A 20310-nucleotide genomic window follows, 5' to 3' on the forward strand; every position below is an offset into this window, starting at 1 on the left:
GATCGGCCGAGGGCAGAACGCCCCCACCCCCGGCCGTCACCGAGCCGACGTTTGTCCGGACATCGGGGCGCCGCATACGATCGGCTGCCACCGCAGCCCCAGGAGCCCCGCATGCCAGCCGCCCGTCCCCGCATCCTGTACGTCAGCGACCTCGCGTACCCGGCCCGCGGGCGCCGCTACTGCGACGAGGACATCCACCTCACCTCCCGGCTGCGCGAGGACTTCGACCTGGCGCTGTGCCACCCCCGCGACGCGGCGGCGCTGATGGACGCCTTCGACGCCGTCGTCGTCCGCAACAGCGGCCCCGTCCTCGGCTACCAGGACGTGTACGAGGACTTCCGGCGCCGCGCGCTCGCCGCCGGGACCCGCGTCTACAACCCGCTCACCGGCAGGGGGGACATGACGGGCAAGCAGTACCTGCTCGACCTGACCGCCGCCGGGTTCCCGGTCATCCCCACCGTGGACCGGGCCGAGGACCTGCACCTGCTGCCCGGCGCCGGGCGGTACGTGGTCAAGCCGAAGCTCGGCGCCGACTCCCTAGGGCTGCGGATCGTCTCCGCACCCGAGGCGCGCGAGGCCGCCGACGGCACCGTCCTCGTGCAGCCGCACATCGACTTCGCCTACGAGGTGTCCTTCTACTTCGTCGACGACGCCTTCCAGTACGCCCTCTACGCCCCGCACACCGACCGGCGCTGGCAGCTCGAACCCTACGAACCGAGCGCCGCCGACCTGGACTTCGCCCGGCGCTTCGTCGACTGGAACGCCCTCGCGCACGGCATCCAGCGCGTCGACGCCTGCCGCGCCCCCGACGGCACACTGCTGCTGGTGGAGCTGGAGGACCTCAACCCGTATCTCTCCCTGGACTCCGTGGACGGCACCCGGCGGGACGCCTTCGTCGCCGCCATGAAGGAGTCCCTGCGCCGCTGCGTCACCGGCCCCGCGCCAACGGGCGCCTGAACCGGCCGGGCGGCACCGCCGTATCTCTCTCGGGGGAATGGCCAACCCGTGCACGACGGGACGGAAGGAGAGCGGTGTGCCCACCCAGCCCGACCCCGCGGAATCCGGCGAAGGACCGGCCCTGGAACCGATCCACGTGCTGCGCCCACGCCGTACCGACGCCCTCGCGGAACTCTTCCGCGAGTGGGAGGAGGACACCGCCGGCGGATACGAGACGGTCGCGCTGCCCCGGCCCGCGCCCGGTGCCGAGGACGCGACGCAGGAGCTGCCGGCCGTCCCCGGGGAAGGGGAGACCGTCCCGTACGGCGGCAGCGCTCCCGCTCCCACGCCCGTCGCGCACGGCGCGGGCTTTCGCCGTACCGCCCTCGCGGTGACCGTGACGGCCGCGGCGGTCCTCGGCTTCGGCGGGGCCCTCCTGCTGGTGGAGCGCGACGACGGCGGCACCCGGGCCGCGGCCCGGGAGCCCGCCTCGGACGCGAAGCCCTCCGCCTCCGCGTCCGAGGCTCCTGCGGGAGCCGCGCCCGGCGCCGACGCGGGCTGCACCGCGTCCTTCCGGACCGTCTCCAGCTGGCAGGGCGGCTTCCAGGGGGAGGTGACGGTGACCGGCGCCCCGTCCGCCGCCGTCTCGGCCTGGACGGCGACGGTCGTACCGGCCGACGGCGCCAGGCTCACCCAGGTCTGGGACGGCACGCTGTCCACCGGGACCGACGGCTCGGCGACCGTCGCCAACGCGGACTGGAACGGCAGCCTCGCCCCGGGGGCCAGCGTCACCTTCGGCTTCCTGGCGGCGACCGCGTCCGGCGCCTCGCCGTCGGCGGAGGTCAGCTGCGCGGCGCGCGGCGCGTCCTGATCAGGGGATCCGCCGCCGTGTCAGCGCCCGCGCTCGACCAGGGCCTGCGACACCGCGCGGACACTGCGCGCGATGTGCTGCAGCTGCATGACCTCGGCGGCGTACATCTTGATGGTGTGCTCGATGACCGACTCGGGAAGCCCCAGCCCCGGCAGGTCGGCCCGGGCGGTCTGCAGCGCGGTGCGCGCGACCCGGATCTCCTGCTGCACCTGGATCTGCGCGTGCCGGGCCAGCAGGACGGGGTGGCGGATCAGCGCCGGGTAGCTCGCGTAGCGGGCCGGCACGAGGTCGCGCAGCCACTTGGCCGCGGAGCGTTCCCAGTCGTAGGAGCCGGGGGTCTTGACCTGGCACGGCCAGTCCGGGCTGATGCGCGTCGTCGTCAAGGGCATGATCATCGCTTCCACGGGTGTGCGGCGTCGTCCGGGGTGTCCGACGGGGTTTCGGCGCGGCCCCGGCCTAGGGGATGACCGGGGCCGCCGCCACCGGGCACACACGCAGGCGGTGCCCGACCGAACAGCCCGTGCGCCGACGCGGGTAGGAGACGGCGGCAGGAGCTGTTCGTTGTGGAGCCCGACGCGGCAGCCGGGATGCACACGACGGATGGGAGGACGTGTGCATGAGCGGACCGGCTGCCTTCTGTCGGGCGGGTGATGCGCCTGCAGTATTTATATATGCCGTCTGGTTTGCAAGGCGTATGAAAACATTCATGCGTGATTTGAAGCGAAAGCTGCCCGTGTGCCGTGGTTCGGCAGGTGGGGTGGGAGCGGTCCCGTCAGTCCCGCAGGAAGAACTGGTGCTGCTCGGAGATCTGCTCGTAGTCCTCCAGGCGTCCCTGGGTGCGCTCCGGGTCGGCGTCGGTCATGGCCTGGAGGAGCGCGGCCGCCATCACGCCGGGCGCCGCGTAGGAGTCGAAGACCAGGCGGGAGCCGGTGCCCGTGGCGAAGACGACGTCGGCGGCGTCCGCCACCGGGCCCAGCGCGAGATCGGTGACGAGGGCGATCTTCAGGCCGGCGCTGCGCGCCACCTGCACCGCGGTGAGCGTCTCCTGGGCGTGCCGGGGCATCGAGAACGCCAGCACCCAGGTCCCCCCGGCCTCGCGCGACTGGAGCAGGGCGTCGTAGGCGACGCTGCCGCCCCGGGTGACCAGCCGTACGTCGGGGTGGATACGGCGGGCCGCGTAGGCGAAGTACTCGGCGAGGGAGGCCGAGATGCGCAGCCCGAGGACGGTCAGCGGCGTGGAGCGGGACAGCTTGCGGCCGACCTCGATCACCTCGTCGGGGTCGACGAAGTCCCGCCGCAGGTTCTCCAGGTTCTCGATCTCGGCGTCCACGGCGGCCTGCAACTCGTTGGCGCCGTTCTCCTCGGACGCGGGACCGCCCGTGAACGTCCCCAGGGCGATCGACTGCAGCTTCTCCCGCAGCGCCGGGTACCCGCTGAACCCCACCGCCGCGGCGAACCGCGTCACCGACGGCTGGCTGACCCCGACCCGCTCGGCGAGATCGGTGATCGACAGGAACGCCGCCTCCGTGAGGTGCTCGATCAGGTACTGGGCGATCCGGCGCTGCCCGGGCGACAGCCTCGGCTGGTCGAAGAGGTCCCGGAGCTGGGAAGTCGGGGAAGCCTCCGCTTCCGGAGCGGTCTTTCCCGAGGTGATCGCGGACGCCTGCGCGCGCGCCTGCTGGGGCGAGGGCGAAGGCGCGCCTCCATTGTCTTCCACAGTGCTTCAACATAGCCCACGCACCGTGGTGACCAGGGATCGAACGGGCGCCCGCTCACCGCCGGTACAGGGTGATCGAGTGCCCGATCGTATCGACGGGACGGCTGCCGGCGATCAACCGGGCCAGCCGGCCGGTCGCCTTGGCCGCCGCCGAGTCCGACACGACGAGCAGTCCGCGCACCTCGTCCGGGGGCACCTCGCGCGGATCGCGGGCCCGGATGCCGTAGTACGACGGCACCCCGCTGCCCTTGTAGACCAGCCAGACCCGCTCGCCCGAGTACCGCTCGCGGAGCCGGTCGGCCAGCCGGCCCAGGTCCTGGCCCCAGTCCACGTTCGAGTCGTGCAGCCGCAGCCGCGTCTGCTCCGGACCGCCGAACGCCTCGTTGGAGTACGGGAGATAGTAGGGGAACGTCCGCAGCGAACTGACCGCGACGAACACCACCAGCGCCGCCACCCCGGCCGTGACCCACCGCCGCCGCACGGCGAGCGCGCATCCCGCGGCCACGGCCAGGAACATCGGCATGAACAGGGCGTAGCGCGTACCGAAGTTGCGGGCCCCGAGCATCGCCGTGGCCAGCAGCACGGCGGCGGGCACCAGCAGATAGGGCGCCGCCGGCCGCAGCCGCCGTACCGAGAGCACCGCCGCCGCGCCCGCCGCCCAGAGGGCGAGCATGCCGAGCGGTGTCTTCACGAGCAGCGCGGCCGGCAGGTAGTACCAGAGCGCGCCCGTGTAGAGCCGGCCGAACAGGAAGCCCTGCCAGGGGTGGTTCTCGAAGGCGAACTGCACGCGCATGCCGTCCCGGTAGGCCTCCGGGAACGGCAGCAGGTCGACCGCCAGGCCCCGCAGGCCGTGCACGACCGGCACCGGCTGGTCCGGGTCCCAGCGCAGCCGCGGATCGACCACCAGGTACGTCACCCAGACGACGGCGACCGCGACCACCGCCACCACGACGGCGGCCACGGCAGCCCGGCGCACCGCCGGGCGCCGGGACGACGACGGCGGCCGCCCGGACCACACGGACAGCGCGGTGAGCGCGAGCAGGACGGGTACGGCGGGGAGCGTGCTCATCTTCGTGGCCAGGGCCGCCCCGAGCGCCACCCCGGTGAGCGGTACGTACCGGCGCGGCCGGTGACGCGCCCGCCACGCCAGCCATACGGACGTCAGCACGAAGCCGGCCGCCGGGACGTCCAGCGTGGCGAGCGAACCGTGCGCGACGAGGTCGGGGGAGAAGGCGTACAGCCCGAGTGCCGTCAACCCGGCGAGCGGGCCCGCGAGTTCACGGGCGAAGACGAACACGACCCAGCCGAACGCCAGCGTCAGCACGATCACCGGAAGCCGTGCGAACAGCATCACCCGCCATGGGTCGTTGGCCGACCCGTACAGCAGGTGCCGGCCCAACTCGCCCTGGTCGGCGCTTGATCGGGCGTCCACATGCGGACCGGCGAGCGCCACCCCCACCCCGATCACGAGCTTGCCGAGCGGCGGGTGCTCGGGGTTGTGGACCAGCTCGTGCGTGTGCAGGTACTCGGCGGCCGTCCCCACGTACACGGGTTCGTCGATCGTCGGTGTCTGCTGCACGGCCGTCGTCACCATGGCCACGGCCATCTGCGCGAGCAGCAGCACCACCAGCAGGGGCAGCGGCCACCGCCGGCGTGGCCCGCCGGGGCCGGGAGGCGTCTGCGGCGCCGGGGGCGCGACCGCGACCGGGTTCTGTTCGAGCGCCATCATCCGCACCTTCCGCCGTGCCCAGGGGTACGGCTCACGTGGCGCCCGGGTTCACTCACGAGGGCAGCGCGGTCGCCGCCGGCACCACCAGGTCGGCCCGGTCCCGGGTCGCGGCGACCAGCTCCGCGTTGCGCTGGTCCGAGCGCGTCACCCAGGCCACCGCCTCCTCGTGCGTCTTGCCGAACCGCTCATGACGGGCGATCAGCCGCCGCAGCCGCTCGCGCTCCTCCAGTTCGCAGAACCAGACCTCGTCCAGCTGGGGCCGCACCAGCGCCCACGCGCCCGTGTCCAGCAGCAGGTAGTTCCCCTCGGTGACGACCAGGCGGGCCGCCGGCTCCACCGGCACGGCACCGGCGATCGGCTGCTCCAGGACCCGTTCGAACCCGGGTGCGTAGACGGTGATGTCACGGGGCTCCTCACGCAGCCGCCGCAGCAGGGCCGCGTACCCGGCGGCGTCGAAGGTGTCCGGGGCGCCCTTGCGGTCGCGGCGGCCGAGCCGTTCGAGCTCGGCGTCGGCGAGATGGAAGCCGTCCATGGGCACATGGGCGACCCAGGGGTCACCCGTGCCGTTCAGCTCCCGCACCAGGGTCTCGGCCAGGGTCGTCTTGCCCGCCCCGGGGCTGCCTGCGATGCCCAGGACGGCACGGCCGCCCCCGTCGGCCAGGGCGCGGGCACGGTCGAGGAGGTCTGCGAAGGTCGGAGCCACACAGCAGAGTGTGGCATCCGGGTGGCGCCGGTCCACCCCCGGTGGACGCGCTGACCGGGGCGGACGCGCCGTTCGTGCGGCACCTGGCCCAACCCACCCCACCGCCATGCCCGGTACGGGTTAGTTTGTCGGTGTTTTTAATCTTTTCGGCTCCCCGCGCCACTCGCCGGGCCGCGGGGCCGCAAGACCCGCGACACGCGGGGGTGAGGGGTGATCGATGGCGCACGGCACCAAGCCCATGCTCATCAGCACGGGACGGCCCGACCGGCGGACCGGGACCGGCGGGCCACGGCGGCTGCGCGGCGACCTCCTGCTCGCGGCCGTGGCCGGCGCCTTCACCGTCGCCCAACTCCTGCTCGTCGGCCCCGCCATGGGCCTGGGCTGGGACGAGATCGTCTACGTCAGCCAGGTCTCCGCCGACCGGCCCGCCGCCTTCTTCAGCGCCCCCCGCTCGCGCGGCGTCTCCCTGCTGGTCTGGCCGATCGCCTCCTGGTCGTCGTCCACGGTCCTGCTCCGCGTCTACCTCGCCGTCCTGTCCGGACTCGGCCTGTACCTCGCCCTGCGGGTGTGGCGGGGACTCTTCCCCGCCCGGGTCCTGGCCGGCGCCGGTGCCTTCTTCGTCACCCTGTGGATCACCATGTTCTACGGCCCCCAGGCCATGCCCAACCTCTGGGTCGCGTTCGGCGCGCTGATCTGCGTCGGCTGCTTCCTGCGGGTGAGCGCCGACCGCTTCGACACCCCCGCCCTGTGGGGTGTCGTGGGCGGCGCCGCGCTGATGGCCTGGATGCGGCCCACGGACGCGGTGTGGGTGACGCTGCCGCTGCTCGCCCTCGTGGCCGTCCGGCGCCGGTGGCGGCTCGGCGCCGCCCTCGCCGGGGGCCTGGCCGCCGGGGGCGTCGAGTGGGTCGTCGAGGCGTTCCTCGCCTTCGGCGGACTGCGCGAACGGCTCAACGAGGCGTCCCGTATCCAGGGCGACCTGGGCTGGAACATCGCCGTCGACGACCAGATGCGCAGCCTCATGGGGTCCGCCCTGTGCCGGCCCTGCGGCGGCGAACTCCCCGACCCGGGCATCTACGCCTGGTGGCTCACGCTCCCGGTGCTCGCCGGCTACGGCCTCTTCGCCGCCGTCCGCGCCGGACGCACCGAGCGCACCCTGCTCCCGCTGGCCTGCGCCACCACGGCCGCCGTCCCCTACCTGTTCCTCATCGGCTACGCCGCCCCGCGCTTCCTGCTGCCCGCCTACGCGCTGCTCGCCATCCCGGTCGTGGACGCGCTGTTCCACCTGGCCGTCGGCAGGAACGGACGCCCGCGCCCGGTGGCCCTCGCCGTGATCGGGCTGGCGCTGATCGGTCACCTCGGCGTGCAGTACTCCGTCCTGGACAGCACCGTCGACCGCACCACCAAGGCCCGGATCGCCTGGGCCCGTTCGGCCACCGAACTGCACCGGCTCGGCGTACGCCCGCCCTGCCTGCTCACCGGGGAGCAGTCCATCCCCATCGCCTTCTACGCCGGCTGCACCTCCGGCGCCGTCGCCGGCCACAACGCCGACACCTCCGAGGCCGCGATCCTGGACACCGCCCGCCACACGCCCGTCGCGGCCCTCAGCCCGCGGCGCGGTGACGGCCCGTCGTACGCCCGCACCTGGGAACTGCACCACCTGCCCCGCCTGGACGCCCGGGTCGCCCCGCTCCCGGGCGCGGGCGGACCTGGATGACGCCGGACCCGGCCCTCACCCCCGCCCGGCGCGCCCGCGCCTACGCGCACACCGCCCTCACCCTCGCCGTCCTGCTGGCCCTGGTCTGGCTGGCCCGGCGGCACTGGCCGGTGCTGCACACCGGCGCCGTCCGGCTCGCCGCCGCCGACCGGGCCTGGCTGCTGGCGGCCGCCGTGGCCACCCTGACCACCTGGCCGTGCGCGGCGCTCGCCCAGCAGGGCGCCGTGCTGCGGCGGCTGCCGCCCACGGCTCTGCTGGGCGCCCAGTTCGCCGCGTCCGCCGCGGGCCATGTGCTGCCCGTCGGACTCGGCTCCGGCGCGGTGAACCTGCGCTACCTCGTACGGGCCGGCCTGCCCCTCGCCCGCGCCGCCCTCGCGATGGCCGTCAAGGGCACCGCCGGGGTGGCCGTGCGGGCCGCCCTGATCGCCGGTCTGGTGCTGTCCTGCCCGGGCGTGCTGCGGCTGCCGCGTGGCGGCGGGGGAGTGCCGGCCGCCCTGTGCGCGGTGGCTCTGTGCCTCCTGCTGCTGAGCGACACCGTACGGTCCCGGGGCCGCGCCGCCCTGGCCGCACTGCGCGGCCACAGCGTCGCCGTCCACGCCCGGCCGGCCCGGGCGGCGGCCCTGTGGGGCGGCTCCCTCGGCTATGTCCTCGGGCACTGCGCCGCGCTCACCGCCGTCGCCCACGCGGTCGGGCTGAGTCTCGGCCCGGCCCGGCTGGCCCTGCTGTACCTCGCGGCGAGCGGGGCGGCCGCGCTGCTGCCGACGCCAGGCGGCCTCGGCTCCCTGGACGCGGTGCTCGCCTACGCGCTCACCACGGCGGGGGCGCCGGCGGCGACCGCCGCCTCCGCGGTGCTCGGCTACCGGCTGCTGACGGTGTGGCTGCCGCTGCTGCCGGGGCTGCTGGTCCTGGCGCTGCTGGTCCGGCGCCGCACGCTGTGAGCCGTACGGTGTTCAGTCCCGTACCTCCGTCTCGCGCCGCCATCGCACGAACTGTTTGGCCGGGTCGCCGGTGTACGCCCACGGCGTGCGGGTGGCGCGTCCGTCCAGCATCCGCAGCAGCGGCCCGGCGATGTCGTGGACGCCCGCCTGACAGGCGGCGTGCGCCAGGTGGTTGAGGTCCCGCACCTCGGCCGGCGCCACGGCGGTGCCGGGGCGGCCCATGATCCAGCGCTCCCAGGTGCGGCGGACGTCCCCGACGGCGCCCGGGCCGCTCCAGTGCGTGCCGAGCCCCATGGAGGCGTGCTGCCCGCCGCTGGCGTCCAGGGCGTAGCGGTACTCCTCGACCCGGGCGTACTGCACGAGCACCGGCAGCGGGCAGCCGGGCGGCGCCACCCCGGCCGCGTCCCGGGCGAAGTCGTACATCAGGCCGTGCGAGCCGTGCCACCGGGACGAGTAGTAGTGGAGCACCTGCAGATGCCCCTCCACGCTGTACGGGTCGCGGCGGTGCAACTCGTCCCACCAGCGCCCCAGTTCCTGCCGCCGCACCCCCGACGGGTACAGCCGCGCGACGGAGATGAGCGACACCCAAGGGGTCGGGTCCTGCGGGTGCGCCTCGGTGGCCCGCAGGCACGCCAGGACCGCCGCGTCCACGCGCCGCTGGTCGACGGGGACGCCCCGGCCGGCGGCCACGGCCAGGCTGAACGCCCGGGCCGTCTCGGTCGCCGCCCGCAGCACCAGCGCGTCGGCGTCGCGGGGTTCGGCGGCCAGCCAGGACTCCGCCGTCGAGCTGGCCGCGCACGCCTGCGCCAGCGAGCGGACCCGGTGCCCCCGGGACGCCCAGCAGGGGCCGGTGTCCCGCAGCAGCTCCCGCAGACCCTGCCAGCGGCCGATGACGATGTCCTGGCGGGCGCGGGTGAGGGCGGCGTCGCCGCAGTCGGGGTCGAAGTCGGGGGTGAGATCGCGTCGGGAACCGCCCCGTGCCATCCGGGCCTCCGTCAGAAGTCGGTGGGAGAGCCCTCGTGCACGAGGGAGGAGGAGCCGTGCCGGGCGGCGGGCACGTAGTCCGCCACGACGGTCCGTGTGGCGTCCAGCGGGGCCGGCCGGTAGTACTCGCTGCCCTGCCGCCAGTACCAGAGCATCGGGATCGCGCCGGCCGCCAGGCCGCCGATGCCGATGGTGATCGCGCAGCCGCTCAGTTCGCTCAGCGACTCGACGAGGATCGCGAACATGAACAGCGACCCGAACAGCGGCCACACCCCGGCGAGCACGAAGTCCCGCACCGACCGCAGCAGCAGCCTGCGGTACGCGACGACCGCCGCGAGCCCCGTCAGCCCGTAGTAGACGGCGATCTGCAGCCCTATCGCGGCGATCGCCTCGTGGAGGATGTCGCCCACCGTGCCGAGGAGATTGGACGCGACGAACATCGCCGGCGCCACCACCCCGACGACCGCGATCGCCACCCACGGCGTGTTCCAGCGCCGGTGCACCCGCCCGAGCGCCGCCGGCATCGTCCGGTCCCGGCCCATCGCGAACAGCGAGCGCGTCACCTGGATCAGCGTGGTCTCCAGGGTGGCGACGGTGGACAGCATCACCGCCCCGATCAGCACCTTGCCGCCCCAGCCCGGCCACACCTCCTCGCCGAGCACGGCCAGCACGTTCGCGTCGTTCTCCCGGATCTGCCGGGACGACAGGATCACGTTGACCGCGATGGTGAACACCTCGAACAGCAGGAAGACGACACCGACCCCGACCAGACCGGCCAGCCCCGTCGTCCGGCGGCCGTCCCGGGTCTCCTCGCTCAGATTGCTCGCGACGTCCCAGCCCCAGTAGTAGAACGCCGCGATCAGCGCCCCGGAGGAGAACCCGGCGACGCCGTCGAAGTGCCCGAGACCCAGCCACGACCAGTCGAACGCGCGGGCCCCGTCGGCGCGGAACAGGGCGAGCACCGCGAACAGCACCAGGACGAGCAGTTCGGCCCCGGTCAGCACGAACTGGGCCCGCACGGTGAGCCGGGCCCCGCCCAGCACCACCAGCAGCATGACCAGGAACCAGCACGCGCCCACCAGCGTGGACAGCGCGGTGTCGTGGGCGAGGCCCTCGTCGAAGAGGGCCAGCGTCATCGCACCGGCCGGCAGCGACCCCGCCACCATGAAGATCGTCGCGGAGACGACCAGCGCCCACCCGCAGAGGAACCCGAGGAAGGGATGGAGCGTGCGCCCCACCCAGGAGTAGCCGGCCCCGGCGTGCACCGCGATCCGGTTGAGCCGGCTGAAGGCGAGCGCGATGCCCAGCATGGGTATCGCGCAGTACAGCAGCGCGGCGGGGCTGGCCAGGCCCACCGCGCCCACCAGGACCGCGGTGGTCGCGGCGATCGAGTACGCCGGGGCACTGCCCGCGACCGCCATCACCACGGTGTCGAGGGTGCCGAGGGCGTTGGCCTGGAGCCCTCGGCCCCGGGGGTTGCTCATGGCTGCGCCGCTTTCCGTCGTGCACGGCGCACGGGACCCCGGCCCCGGCGCCGTAAAGAGTGTGGGGGGTGGGACAACGCCGCGAACCTCCAAGGGATGACCTCGGGTCGGGGGCGGCCGACAGGGGGGTGGCGGACACTGTACGCCGTTGCGTCGCCGGGTGGTCACGCGGTGTGCGCGAGTGATGATAGCCACAAGTGGGCGGCCGTACGGGGGCGTCGGGGATCTTCCTGGGTTGGACGCGGTGCTTTGGGAAACGCGGTTCAGGACACGCGCGGGCACGACAGCCGCCGCGCCTGGAGTGAGGGAGGCAGGCATGGGCGAGAACACCCCGATGGCCGACGACGCGTACCAGCCGACCGGCAGCAACGAAGAGCAGGAGGACGGGGCGCCCCTCGACATGCAGGACGCCCTCGACGAACGGACGTACGACGACACCCTGGACGAGGGCTACTCACCGCCGGAGAAGCCGCTCGGCGTGACCAAGTACGGCACCACGGCGGCCGAGCAGCACGAGGGCGAGAGCCTCGACCAGCGCCTGGCCGAGGAGGTCCCGGACGTCGGGGTGCCCGCCGGGGACGAGGTGGGCGACCTGCCCGGCGGCGAGGGGGAACCCGTCGACCCGGAGGCGGGCGACGAGCGGGCCGGCCGCCTGGTCGCCCCGGACGAGGGCGCGCACACCGACGCCGTGAAGGAGGAGGTCGCCTCCGACGTGGGCATCGACGCCGGGGCGGCCGGCGCCGAGGAGGCCGCGATGCACGTGGTGGACGACGAGGACCTGTAGACGCCGCCTGGCCCCTCGGCCGCTCAGTCGACGATGTGGTCGATCTGCCGCAGCCGGTTGGTGGCGTCGAGGGCGGCCACCTTGTAGGACTCCGCGAGCGTCGGGTAGTTGAACACCGCGTTGACCAGGTAGTCGACGGTCCCGCCGCACCCCATCACCGACTGGCCGATGTGGATGAGCTCGGTCGCGCCCGTGCCGAAGCAGTGGACTCCCAGCAGCGTTCGGTCCTCGGGCGAGACCAGCAGCTTCAGCATGCCGTGCGAGTCACCGATGATCTGCCCGCGGGCCAGCTCGCGGTAGCGGGAGATGCCCACCTCGAACGGCACCCGCTCCTCCGTGAGCTGGTCCTCGGTCCGGCCGATGAAGCTGATCTCCGGAATGGTGTAGATCCCGATGGGCTGCAGATGGTGCGTCCTGCCGACGGGCTCCCCGCACGCGTGGTACGCCGCCGCCCGCCCCTGTTCCATCGAGGTGGCCGCCAGCGCGGGGAACCCGATGACGTCGCCGACCGCGTAGATGTGCGGCACCTCGGTGCGATAGTGCTCGTCCACCGCGATCCGGCCCCGGGCGTCCGCGCCCAACCCCGCCTTGGGCAGGTCCAGTTCGTCGGTGAGGCCCTGCCGGCCCGCCGAGTACATCACGGCGTCGGCCGGTATCTTCTTGCCGCTCTCCAGGACGGTGAGCGTGCCGCGGGCGTGCCGTTCCACGGCGGCGACCGTCTCGCCGAAGCGGAACGTCACCGCGAGGTCCCGCAGGTGGTACTTCAGCGACTCGATGACCTCGACGTCGCACATGTCGAGCATCCCCGGGCGCTTCTCGACCACGGTGACCTTGCTGCCGAGCGCGGCGAACATCGACGCGTACTCCATGCCGATCACCCCGGCCCCGACGATCACCATGGAGCGCGGGACCCGCTCCAGCGACAGGACGTTGTCCGAGTCCATGATCGTCCGAGCGTCGAACTCGACACTGGCGGGCCGCGCGGGCCGGGTGCCGGTGGCGATGACGATGCGCTCGGCGGTGAGCAGCCGTTCCTGGCCGGAGATCTCGCGCAGCGCGACCGTGTGCGGGTCGACGAAACGGCCGACGCCGGCGTACAGGGAGACCTGGTTGCGGGAGAGCTGGCTGCGGATGACGTCGACCTCGCGGCCCACCACGTGCCGGGTGCGCGAGGTCAGGTCGGCGACGGTGATGTCGTCCTTCAGCCGGTAGCTCTGGCCGTACAGATCGCGCTGGGTGAGGCCGGTCAGGTAGAGCACGGCCTCGCGCATGGTCTTGGACGGGATGGTCCCGGTGTGGAGGGAGACGCCGCCGACCATGTCGGGGCGGTCCACGACGGCGACGCGACGGCCGAGCTTGGCGGCGGCGATGGCGGCCTTCTGGCCGCCCGGTCCTGATCCGATGACGAGCATGTCGTAGTCGGGCACCTCAGGAGTCTGGCAGCCGGTGGCCCTCTTCCGGAAGGGTGAGCGGGCAACCATCCGCGCGGACGGGCGGCCCGGCGGACCCGCGCGGATAATGGCGGGCATGGGTCACCGACTCGCCGACGCGAGCGCACCGGCCCGGCTGGCCGGCCCCGGCGAGGGCATCGGCCCGGACGAGCTGGCGCTCGCCGCGCGCAACCACGGTCTGCCGCTGGAGACTCTGCGCCACGACCTCACGCCGCCCGGCCTGCACTACGTGCTCACGCACTACGACATCCCGTACGTCCCCGACGGCACCGCCTGGCGGCTGGCCGTCGACGGCCGGGTCCGGCGCCCGCTGAGCCTCGCCCCGGCCGACCTCGCGGCGTTCCCGCGGGTGACCACCCGGGTCACGCTGGAGTGCGCCGGCAACGGGCGGGCCCTGCTGGAGCCCCGCCCGGTCAGCCAGCCCTGGCTCGTCGAGGCCGTCGGCACCGCCGAGTGGACCGGTGTCCCGCTGCGGGTGCTGCTGGCCGAGGCGTCGGTGCGGGCGGAGGGCGTCGAGGTCGTCTTCACCGGCGCCGACCACGGGGTGGAGCGCGGAGTCGAGCAGGACTACCAGCGGGCGCTGCCGATGGAGGTGGCCGCGGGCGAGGACCCCGAGGTGCTGGTCGCCTACGCGATGAACGGTGCCCCGATGCCCCCGCAGCACGGCTACCCGCTACGTCTGATCGTGCCCGGCTGGTACGGCATGGCACACGTCAAGTGGCTGCGCGGCATCACGGTCGTCGACGAGCCGTTCACCGGGTTCCAGCAGACCGCCGCCTACCGGCTGCGCCGACGGCCCGAGGACCCGGGGGAGCCCGTGACCCGGATCGCCCCGCGCGCCCTGCTGGTCCCGCCGGGCTTCCCCGACTTCATGTCCCGCTCCCGGGTGCTGCGGCCCGGCCCGGTGACCCTGGAGGGGCGGGCCTGGTCCGGGTGCGCGCCGGTCACCCGCGTCGACGTCAGCACGGACGCGGGCGCCACCTGGCGCGAGGCGGAGCTGGAACCGGGGGACGGGCACCGCTGGGCCTGGCGCCGCTGGCGGCACCCGTGGACCGCGGTCCCGGGCGGGCATGTGCTCAGCGCCCGCGCGACCGACGCCGACGGCCGGACCCAGCCCCTGCGGCAGCCGTGGAACCGCGGCGGGTTCGCCAACAACCTCGTGCAGCGGGTGCCGGTCCTCTGCCTGGACGAGTGACCCCGGCGGGCGTACGACGGCGCGCGGGCCGCCCCGGGCGTCGGCTCGCACCCGGGGCGGCCCGCGCGCTGGGGGCCGTGGGGACTTCTACGGCAGCAGCTTCTCCAGGGCGGAGGGCCCTTCCGCCTCGATCTTGCGCTTGGCCCATTCCAGGTTGTGCGCGGTGAGGTCCTTGCCCGAGGCAAGCACGATGTCCTCGGGCGACACTTCGGTGCCGGTGCGGGCGTGGAGCAGGTCGTCCGGGGTGCAACGCTCCTCGGACGGCCCGGACGCTTCGGGCTGGGACGTCGGCATCATCTCTGCTCCTCGGATCCGGGGATCTTCGGTTCGTTCGGGCCCGGTGCGGTCATCGGGTCTGCTACCCACCATTCATCGCGGGAGCGCCTCCTGCATCCGGAGGACCCCGCGGGCCCGCTCGCGCACCGTGCCCCGGACCCTCGGGGTACCTCTCCCGGGTGGGACGGAAACCCCGCCCGGCCCGCCCCGGGTGCCGGAGGAATCAGGCGAACGGCGTGAGCGTCAGTGTCAGCCCGGTCGGCGCCGTGTCCTGGATGTACGACGCGAAGTCGGCGACGTCGTCGAAGGCGAAGCCGTACGCCTTGCCGTCCTCGGTGGCCGCGTGCACGGCCTTCGCGTAGTGGTTGGTGAGGTCGGTGCCGTAGAACCGGGCGGGGTCGGCCGTCGGCTGGGCGGGATCGGTGAGGAGCGTCGAGCGGTTGAAGCCGGCGCCGAGGATCGCCGCCACCGGACCGGTGGTGCCGTCGTTGGGGGCGGCCAGATTGCCGTCGCAGAACAGCACGTCACGGGTCGACGGCTTGGCGAAGGACACCTGGGCGGGTCCGTCGAAGGTGAAGCGGTCGCCGCGCACCCGGCCCGTGAACGTGCCCGCGTTGGTCTTCACGGTGAGGTCCCGGCCCGTGTACGTGCTCCACACCTCGTCGATGTACGGGGCGAGGTAGTCCTTGGCGAACAGGCCGGCGTCCAGGCCGTGACCAGGGGCGATGACCCGGGTGTCGTCCACGACGAGCTTGGCGAAGTCCTCCGCCGCGCGGACCGCGTCGAAGACGCCCGCGCGCCCGCCCGCCTTCAGCTCGCCCGTCGTCTGGTCCTTGTCGCCGGTGAGCCGGATGCTCAGCGGAACGCTGAACATGTCGACCATGGTGGTGTTGCAGAACATCCCGGAGGAGTTGAACGTGAACTCGGCACAGTCGTGCAGCACCGGGAAGTTGGGGTCCGAGGAGACCCAGCCCGCCGGGTACTGGAGCGCGGCGTTGCCGTTCCCGTCGGCGACCGCCTTGAACTTGAGCTTCTCGCCGAGCGCCACATAGATCCGGCCGGACATGTGGGGGAGGGACAGCTTGGTCTCGCCGCTCCCGGCGAGGCTGATCGCGTAGTCCGTGAAGCCGTCGGCACCGTTGTCCGAGAGGGCGATCGGCGCGAGCGTGCCGTCCGGGGTGAGGCGCACCTGACGCCCGTCCTGGTTGCCGACGACGTAGACGTGGACGTTCGCGTTGTCGAACTCGCCGCTGTTGTTGACGATCGTCAGCGGCAGTGTGTCCGCCGCGGCCTTCGTCCCACCGTCCTCGGACGTCCCGGCGAGGGCGTAGGGCGCCACGGTGGCGATGGCGGGGACGGCGACCGCCGCGCCGCCGAGGGCGAACAGGAGCCGGCGGCGGCCGAGGGGGCGCTGGTGTCGGGATGTCATGTGGGGGGTCTCCCGGGGGTGTCGAGCGGGTGCCTGGGTCGGCGGCTGCTCCTGCGACGTTCGCGAGAACCCTCTGAGAGCGCTCTCTGAAACGAGGGCCATGCCGTCGATGGGCCCCGATGGTACGCACCCCTTTCGCAGGCGCCAACAGGTCCGCACAGCACGGAAGTTGCGCTGACCTGCGAAAACGGTGATGGTCATCAAACATGCACGATCGTTTAATCCTTGCCTAAGGTGCCTTTAAGGCACCCGGAGCCTTTGAGAGCGCTCCCTGGAAGCGGGTGCGCAAGCCCGCTGGCCGGGGAAAAGCCGTGGACGGCGGGGTAAGTGGCCACGTACCGTCCGGGGGCTTTCACCGTCCGCGACCCGGAGGACTCATGACCGATCCGGTCATCCGCACGCTCACCGTCGACGACGCGGCCTTCTTCGACGCCCACCCCGATCCGCTCTCCGCCGCCGAAGGGCACCGGAAGACCGTGTTCCGCCCCGAGTGGAAACGGGTGGCCCTGCGTGACGGAACCGTCGTCGCCCGCGGTGCCTGGTGGGGCGGCCCGGACGACCAGCAGCCGGTCAACGTCAACTGGTTCGACGTCGCCGAGGGCGAGGAGGAGGCCGGAGCCGCGCTTCTGCGCACCTCACCGTGGCAGGTCGAGCTGGAGATCAATGTGCCCGGCGGCCGGCGGGACGACCCCGTCCTCAAGGCGGCCGCCGAGGCCCGCTTCGCCGCCGCGCGCGCGGCCGGCTACACCCTGCTCGTCGAGCGCTTCCAGTACCGCTGGACGCCCGACCTGGGGCTGCCCGAGCGCCCCGGACGTCTGCGGTTCGAGGCCGAGCCCGACGACGCCGTCTTCTTCGACGCCCTGCGGCGCATCCACTCCGCCACCCTCGACGCCCACGCGCTGCGGGCCGTGGAGACGGGTGGCCTCGACCTCGCCGCCCAGGAGGAGCTGGACTTCTTCCGCTGGTGCCCCTCCCCGCGGGAGTGGTGGCAGGTCGCCCGGACACCCGACGGCGAGCTGGCCGGCATCCACGTCCCCGCGCACAACCCGTCCGGGCCCACCATCGGGTTCATCGGCGTCGTCCCCGAACAGCGCGGCCACGGCTACGCCTACGACCTGCTCGCCGAGTGCACGCACCATCTGGTCCGGCACGGCGCCGAGCGGGTCACCGCGTCCACCGACCAGGGCAACGCCCCCATGGCCGCGCACTTCGCCAAGGCGGGCTTCCCCGTGGTCGGTGAACGGATCAACTTCCAGCCGCCGAGCGGGAACCAGCCGACGGGCCGTCCACCCCTCCGCGCGCCGTACGGCGCAGCCGGGCGGCGTCCCGGCTGGGCGGCGTCCCGAACCGGCGGCGGTACTCCCGGCTGAACTGCGACGGGTTGTCGTAGCCGACGCTGCGGCCGACGCCCGTGACGTCGCCGGGCCGGGTGGCCAGCAGCAGCCGGGCCTCCTGGAGGCGGATCTGCTTCTGGAACTGGATGGGGCTCATGGCGGTCACCGCCTGGAAGTTGCGGTAGAACGCGGAGGTGCTCATGCCGGACATCCTGGCCACGTCCTCGACCTGGAAGGGCTCCGCGTAGTGCTCGCGGATCCAGCGCACGGCGCGTGACACATGGCTCAGACCGCTGTCGGCGAGGCCCAGTTGACGCACCGTCGCGCCCTGCTCGCCGGTGATCACCCGCCACAGGATCTCCCGCTTCACCAGCGGGGCGAGGACGTCGCGGTCGCGCGGCTCGTCCAGCAGGCGCAGCAGCCGCACCACGGCGTCCAGCAGCGCGTCGGAGGCCGTGCTGACGGCGATCCCCGAGGGCGTGGCCCCGCCGCCGGTCCGGGTGCCGGCCCCCGGCCCGGCCTGGAGGAGCAGCTCCGCGACCGCCGACGGCTCCAGGACCAGGCCGAAGCCGAGCGCCGGGTGCTCGGGGTCGGCCCGGGTGAAGTGGCCGGTCACGGGCAGGTCGACGGAGGCGACCAGGTACTCGCCGGGGCCGTACTCGAAGACGCGGTCCCCGAGCGCGAGCCGTTTGGCACCCTGGGCGATGACCGCGAGGATCGTGCCCGACGTCTCGGGGGCCGGCGGTTCGGACCGGTCGATCCGCGCGACATGGACGCCCTCGATCGCGGTCGTCGCGTCGGGCCGCGCATGCCGGGCCAGCAGCGCCTTGAGTTCGGTGAGGTCCATACGTCCATTGGAGCACCGCGCCGGATCCCTGTTCCCGTACGCGAGAGGATCGTGCAGGTCCACGAGAGGATCGTTATAACGTTTTTGCAGGTCAGAGGCTTTGAATGGAGGCATCGAGGTTGTTCCGGTGAGAGCCGGGGCGGCAGATCCGAACATCCATGAAGGAGAGACGCCATGAAGGTCGCCATCGTCACTGGGGCCAGCTCCGGCATCGGGCGCGGCGCAGCCCTCGAGATCGCCCGGCGCGGTGTCGGGGTGATCCTCACCTACGGCAGGAACAAGGAGGGCGGCCTGGAGACCGTCGCCGAGATCGAGAAGACGGGCGGCACCGCCGTCGCCCTGCCCCTGGACGTCGGTGACAGCGCCGGCTTCCCGGCCTTCCGCGACGCGGTCACGGACGCGCTGCGGGACGTCTGGCAGCGCGACACCTTCGACCACCTGGTGAACAACGCCGGCATCGCCCACACCGCGATGTTCGAGGACACGACCGAGGACGACTTCGACCGGCTGATGCGGGTGCTGCTGAAGGGCCCCTACTTCCTCACCCAGACCCTGCTCCCGCTGCTGGCGGACGGCGGCTCCGTCGTCAACACGAGCAGCAACGTCACGTCCTCCGGGATGCAGCCCGGCTACTCCGCCTACGCCGCCGTCAAGGGCGGACTGGACGTCCTGACCCGGGCCCTGGCCAAGGAGTTCAGCCCGCGCGGCATCCGCGTCAACGGGGTCGCCCCGGGCGCGACCCGCACCCGGCTCGGCGACGACGCCTTCACCCGGTTCCCGGAGATCATCCCGGCGCTCGCCGAGCGGACCGCGCTCGGCCGGGTCGGGGAGCCCGACGACATCGGCGCGATGATCGCCACCCTCGTCTCCGACGAGAGCCGCTGGGTCACCGCCCAGACCATCGAGGTGTCCGGCGGCTACAACCTCTAGCAACCTCCAGGCACGCGGGTCGTGGCGGCGGGGCCGCCGGCGCGTCAGGCCGGTGGCCCGCTCGTCAGCCGTCGGCGGCGAGCCGGGCCTCCGCGTCCGCCAGGATCTCCGTCACCCGCAGGCCGAACCGCGCGTCGCAGGCGTGCGGCTCTCCGGTGCGGACCGCGCCCAGCAGGGCGTCCGCCGCCCGGCGCAGGGAGTCCACCGCGGTCGCGGGGGACTCCGGGAACCGGGCCACTCCGGTCGCGCCCCGCAGCTCCACCGTCGCCCCGGCCGCCGCGGGAGGTGCCGTGAGACTGAGCGTGAGCGTGCTGGACGCGCCGCCGGTGTGCTCCAGCACCAGATGGACGGTGTCCCCGGGGCCGTGCGCGGCCGCCGCGACCCGCCGGGCGTCGCCCAGCACCGGCAGGAGCACCGACAGGGCGTGCGGGCCGACGTCCCACAGGGCGCCCTTGTCCCGCCGCCACGGCGAGTCCGCGAACGGGCTGCCCTCGCCGCTGAACACCGCGCCCAGCCACTCGGCCCGCCCCGTGAACCAGCGACCGGCGGCGGCCTGCCGGCCGATCCAGTCCTCGGTCTCCGGCTGGAACCGCGCGGTGAAGAACACCACGGAGGCGACCCCGGTCTCCTCGGCGGCCGCCACGACCTCCCGTGCCTGGGCCGCCGTCGGCGCGAGGGGTTTGTCCAGCAGCAGATGCCGGCCGGCCCGCGCGGCCCGGGCCGCCAGCTCCGCCTGGATGTCCGGCGGCAGCGCCACGGCCACCGCGTCCACGTCGGCGATCAGCGCGTCGGCGTCGTCGTAGGCGCGGACGCCGTGGGCGTCGGCGAGTTCCCGCGTGGGAGCCGTACGGCGGCCCCACACGCCGACGAAGTCCAGGTCGCCGTGCTCGCTCAGGGCGGGGGCGTGGGCCATCCGGGCCCACGGGCCGGTTCCGAGCAGTCCGATGCGCATGCCGCCGCCTCTCACAGTCCGGGAAACACCGGCCGA

At 73.5% G+C, this 20310-nt stretch carries 18 protein-coding genes and 1 pseudogene; 8 read left to right on the plus strand and 11 right to left on the minus strand.

Features of this window, described 5'->3' with window-relative positions; all coding sequences use genetic code 11:
* Positions 1–111: 111 nt before the first annotated feature.
* Positions 112–957, plus strand: coding sequence for a hypothetical protein (locus tag ACFV46_RS07380; RefSeq protein ID WP_385497326.1), 846 nt, complete (start codon positions 112–114; stop codon positions 955–957).
* Positions 958–1033: 76 nt separating this feature from the next.
* On the plus strand, positions 1034–1807 hold the full coding sequence (locus ACFV46_RS07385) for a cellulose binding domain-containing protein (protein ID WP_385497327.1): 774 nt from the start codon (positions 1034–1036) through the stop codon (positions 1805–1807).
* A 20-nt stretch (positions 1808–1827) separates the two neighbouring features.
* On the opposite strand, the gene ACFV46_RS07390 is transcribed toward ACFV46_RS07385, so the two are convergent.
* The 4 genes from ACFV46_RS07390 to ACFV46_RS07405 form a co-directional block, all read right to left on the minus strand.
* A complete protein-coding gene (locus tag ACFV46_RS07390; protein WP_151782557.1) occupies positions 1828–2202 on the minus strand; it encodes a hypothetical protein in 375 nt (124 codons plus the stop codon).
* Between the two features lie 377 nt (positions 2203–2579).
* Positions 2580–3524, minus strand: coding sequence for a MurR/RpiR family transcriptional regulator (locus ACFV46_RS07395; RefSeq protein WP_361935653.1), 945 nt, complete (start codon positions 3522–3524; stop codon positions 2580–2582).
* Between the two features lie 55 nt (positions 3525–3579).
* Complete coding sequence (locus ACFV46_RS07400) at positions 3580–5253, minus strand: ArnT family glycosyltransferase (RefSeq protein WP_385497329.1); 1674 nt, start codon at positions 5251–5253, stop codon at positions 3580–3582.
* Positions 5254–5305: 52 nt separating this feature from the next.
* A complete protein-coding gene (locus ACFV46_RS07405; RefSeq protein ID WP_385497330.1) occupies positions 5306–5956 on the minus strand; it encodes a nucleoside/nucleotide kinase family protein in 651 nt (216 codons plus the stop codon).
* Positions 5957–6173: 217 nt separating this feature from the next.
* Here ACFV46_RS07405 and ACFV46_RS07410 point away from each other — a divergent pair, with 217 nt between their 5' ends.
* The gene (locus ACFV46_RS07410; protein WP_385497332.1) at positions 6174–7670 is read left to right on the plus strand and encodes a hypothetical protein; all 1497 of its coding nucleotides are present in this window, start codon (positions 6174–6176) and stop codon (positions 7668–7670) included.
* Positions 7667–8608, plus strand: a complete 942-nt coding sequence (locus tag ACFV46_RS07415; RefSeq protein ID WP_385497333.1) for a YbhN family protein — start codon at positions 7667–7669, stop codon at positions 8606–8608. Before ACFV46_RS07410 ends, ACFV46_RS07415 begins: the two co-directional genes overlap by 4 nt.
* A gap of 12 nt (positions 8609–8620) precedes the next feature.
* Here the strand turns inward: ACFV46_RS07415 and ACFV46_RS07420 are convergent, their stop codons facing one another.
* Positions 8621–9592, minus strand: coding sequence for a hypothetical protein (locus ACFV46_RS07420; RefSeq protein ID WP_385497334.1), 972 nt, complete (start codon positions 9590–9592; stop codon positions 8621–8623).
* An 11-nt stretch (positions 9593–9603) separates the two neighbouring features.
* Positions 9604–11076 (minus strand): APC family permease, encoded by a 1473-nt coding sequence (locus tag ACFV46_RS07425; RefSeq protein ID WP_385497336.1) that lies wholly within the window; start codon positions 11074–11076, stop codon positions 9604–9606.
* A 316-nt stretch (positions 11077–11392) separates the two neighbouring features.
* Between ACFV46_RS07425 and ACFV46_RS07430 the strand changes: the two genes are divergently transcribed.
* Positions 11393–11860, plus strand: coding sequence for a DUF5709 domain-containing protein (locus ACFV46_RS07430; RefSeq protein ID WP_361937332.1), 468 nt, complete (start codon positions 11393–11395; stop codon positions 11858–11860).
* A 23-nt stretch (positions 11861–11883) separates the two neighbouring features.
* Here the strand turns inward: ACFV46_RS07430 and sthA are convergent, their stop codons facing one another.
* The gene (gene sthA, locus ACFV46_RS07435; RefSeq protein WP_385497337.1) at positions 11884–13287 is read right to left on the minus strand and encodes a Si-specific NAD(P)(+) transhydrogenase; all 1404 of its coding nucleotides are present in this window, start codon (positions 13285–13287) and stop codon (positions 11884–11886) included.
* 100 nt (positions 13288–13387) lie between these two features.
* On the opposite strand from sthA, the gene ACFV46_RS07440 reads away from it, so the two are divergent.
* Positions 13388–14506 carry a sulfite oxidase gene (locus tag ACFV46_RS07440; protein WP_385497338.1) on the plus strand — a complete coding sequence of 373 codons (1119 nt, stop codon included), beginning with the start codon at positions 13388–13390 and terminating at the stop codon, positions 14504–14506.
* Between the two features lie 87 nt (positions 14507–14593).
* On the opposite strand, the gene ACFV46_RS07445 is transcribed toward ACFV46_RS07440, so the two are convergent.
* Positions 14594–14800 (minus strand): hypothetical protein, encoded by a 207-nt coding sequence (locus ACFV46_RS07445; protein WP_151787982.1) that lies wholly within the window; start codon positions 14798–14800, stop codon positions 14594–14596.
* Positions 14801–15005: 205 nt separating this feature from the next.
* Entirely contained in the window at positions 15006–16211 is a 1206-nt protein-coding gene (locus tag ACFV46_RS07450; RefSeq protein WP_385497340.1) for a glycoside hydrolase family 64 protein, read from the minus strand.
* A gap of 377 nt (positions 16212–16588) precedes the next feature.
* Between ACFV46_RS07450 and ACFV46_RS07455 the strand changes: the two are divergent.
* A pseudogene (locus ACFV46_RS07455) lies at positions 16589–17470 on the plus strand (GNAT family N-acetyltransferase); the annotation flags it as partial.
* On the opposite strand, the gene ACFV46_RS07460 reads toward ACFV46_RS07455, so the two are convergent.
* On the minus strand, positions 17457–18392 hold the full coding sequence (locus ACFV46_RS07460; RefSeq protein ID WP_385497342.1) for an AraC family transcriptional regulator N-terminal domain-containing protein: 936 nt from the start codon (positions 18390–18392) through the stop codon (positions 17457–17459). The pseudogene ACFV46_RS07455 and the gene ACFV46_RS07460 overlap by 14 nt on opposite strands.
* Before the next feature lie 174 nt (positions 18393–18566).
* Between ACFV46_RS07460 and ACFV46_RS07465 the strand changes: the two genes are divergently transcribed.
* Positions 18567–19322 carry an SDR family NAD(P)-dependent oxidoreductase gene (locus ACFV46_RS07465; protein ID WP_385497343.1) on the plus strand — a complete coding sequence of 252 codons (756 nt, stop codon included), beginning with the start codon at positions 18567–18569 and terminating at the stop codon, positions 19320–19322.
* A 64-nt stretch (positions 19323–19386) separates the two neighbouring features.
* On the opposite strand, the gene ACFV46_RS07470 is transcribed toward ACFV46_RS07465, so the two are convergent.
* Positions 19387–20274, minus strand: a complete 888-nt coding sequence (locus ACFV46_RS07470; RefSeq protein WP_385497345.1) for a Gfo/Idh/MocA family protein — start codon at positions 20272–20274, stop codon at positions 19387–19389.
* Positions 20275–20310 lie beyond the last annotated feature (36 nt).

It is taken from the genome of Streptomyces sp. NPDC059852 (assembly GCF_042731455.1).
GTDB lineage: Bacteria > Actinomycetota > Actinomycetes > Streptomycetales > Streptomycetaceae > Streptomyces.